This window comes from Aeromicrobium sp. PFPM2_SD2, assembly GCF_057364525.1.
The window spans coordinates 1-2,072 of record NZ_JBNFNZ010000427.1 but is presented as its reverse complement, the minus strand read 5'-3'; the positions used below and the strand labels follow the sequence as shown (position 1 = coordinate 2,072).

The 2,072-nt window shown below is 75.0% G+C and carries 1 protein-coding gene; it reads left to right on the top strand.

Features of this window, described 5'->3' with window-relative positions:
* Positions 1-18: 18 nt before the first annotated feature.
* A partial coding sequence (locus AC2W7G_RS14625) for a bifunctional [glutamine synthetase] adenylyltransferase/[glutamine synthetase]-adenylyl-L-tyrosine phosphorylase (protein WP_485869082.1) occupies positions 19-2,072 on the top strand: 2,054 nt, incomplete at its 3' end.

The following is a 2,072-nucleotide window of genomic DNA, read 5'->3' as shown; positions in this document are numbered from 1 at the left end:
GGCCCGCATCGGCGAGGCGTGGGCCGTGAGCGGCTGCTGGACGCGCTGGCCGGCGACGAGGTGCTGCGCCAGCGCCTGCTCGTCGTGCTGGGCACGAGCGCCGCGCTCGGCGACTTCCTGGCCCGCCACCCGGACTTCGTCCTGGACCTGGCCGACGGCGCGCTCGTCACCGACCCGCTGGGCGAGGACGAGCACCGCCACCAGATGGCCGGGGCCACGACGGCCGACGAGCTGCGCGTCGCCTACCGCCGCAAGCTGCTCCACGTCACCGCCCGCGACCTCACCGGGCTCACCGACTTCCAGCAGTCCTCCGGCGAGCTGTCCGACCTGGCCGTCGCGACGCTCGACGCCGCGCTGGCGATCGCACGCACCCAGGTGCCGGGCGCCGAGACGTGCCGGCTGGCGGTCGTCGCGCTCGGCAAGACCGGCGGCCACGAGCTCAACTACGTCAGCGACGTGGACGTCATCTTCGTGGCCGAGCCCGCCGGGGACGCCGAGCAGTCGTCCGCGCTGGCCGTCGGCACCAAGCTCGCGTCGGCGGTCATGCGCCTGTGCGGCGAGCTCACCGCCGAGGGCACGATCTGGGAGGTCGACGCCGAGCTGCGTCCCGAGGGCACCCAGGGTCCGCTCGTGCGCACCGTCGCCAGCCACGCCGCCTACTACGACCGCTGGGCCACGACCTGGGAGTTCCAGGCGCTCATGAAGGCGCGCTACGCCGCCGGCGACGCCGAGCTGACCCAGGAGTACCTGGACGTCGTCCGGCCGCTGGTCTGGCAGGCGAGCACCCGGCCGAACTTCGTCGCCGACACCCGGGCCATGCGCCGCCGCGTCGTCGAGCACATCCCGGCCGCGCAGCGCGAGCGCCAGCTCAAGCTCGGGGCCGGCGGACTGCGCGACGTCGAGTTCGCGGTGCAGCTGCTCCAGCTCGTGCACGGACGCCTGGACGAGTCGCTGCGCAGCCCCACGACGCTGGTCGCGCTCCAGGCGCTCATCGACGGCGGCTACGTCGGCCGGCGCGACGGGGCGGCCATGGAGGAGGCGTACGAGTTCCTGCGCACCCTGGAGCACCGCATCCAGCTGCACCGGCTCCAGCGCACCCACGTCGTGCCCGAGGACGAGGACGACCTGCGCCGCATCGGGCGCAGCATGGGCTTCCGCCACGACCCGGTCGCCCACCTCACCCGCGAGTGGCAGGCCCAGCGCCGCCAGGTCCGCCGGCTGCACGAGAAGCTGTTCTACCGCCCGCTGCTGGAGGCCGTCGCCTCCCTGCCCACCGACAGCCTGCGGCTCACGCCGGAGGCGGCGGGGGAGCGGCTCACCGCCCTCGGGTTCGTCGACCCGGCCGGCGCGCTGGGCCACATCCAGGCCCTCACCTCCGGCGTCTCGCGCCGGTCGGCGATCCAGCGCTCGCTGCTGCCGGCCATGCTCGAGTGGTTCGCCGAGTCGCCCGACCCCGACCGCGGGCTGCTGACCTTCCGGCACGTCTCGGAGCAGCTCGGCGAGTCGCACTGGTACCTGCGCAAGCTGCGCGACGAGGGCAGCGGGGCCGAGCAGCTGGCCCGGCTCGTCTCGTCCAGCTCGTACGTCGGCGACCTGCTCGTGCGCGGCCCGGACGTCGTGGCGCTGCTCGGCGACGACCGCGAGCTCGTGCCGCTCAGCCGAGAACGGCTCACGCACGAGATGAACCTGGCCGCGTCGCGCCACCGGGGCAGCGACGCCGCCTTCCGGGCGGTGCGTCGCGTGCGCCGCCGCGAGCTCACCCGCATCGGCATGGCCGACGTCCTCGGCCGGCTCGACGTCGTCGAGGTCGGCGAGGCGCTCAGCGACCTGACCACCGCCACCCTCGAGGCGTCCCTGCAGGCGGCGATCGCCTCGGTGGAGGACGAGCGCGGCGACCTCGGCACCCGCATGGCCATCGTGCTCATGGGCCGCCTGGGAGGCCACGAGTCCGCGTACGGGTCGGACGCCGACGTCATGTTCGTCCACGAGCCGCTCGAGGACGCCGACCCGCAGCAGGCCCAGTCGGCCGCGACGGCCGTCGCCCAGCGGCTGCGGGCCGCGCTCGTGCCGCG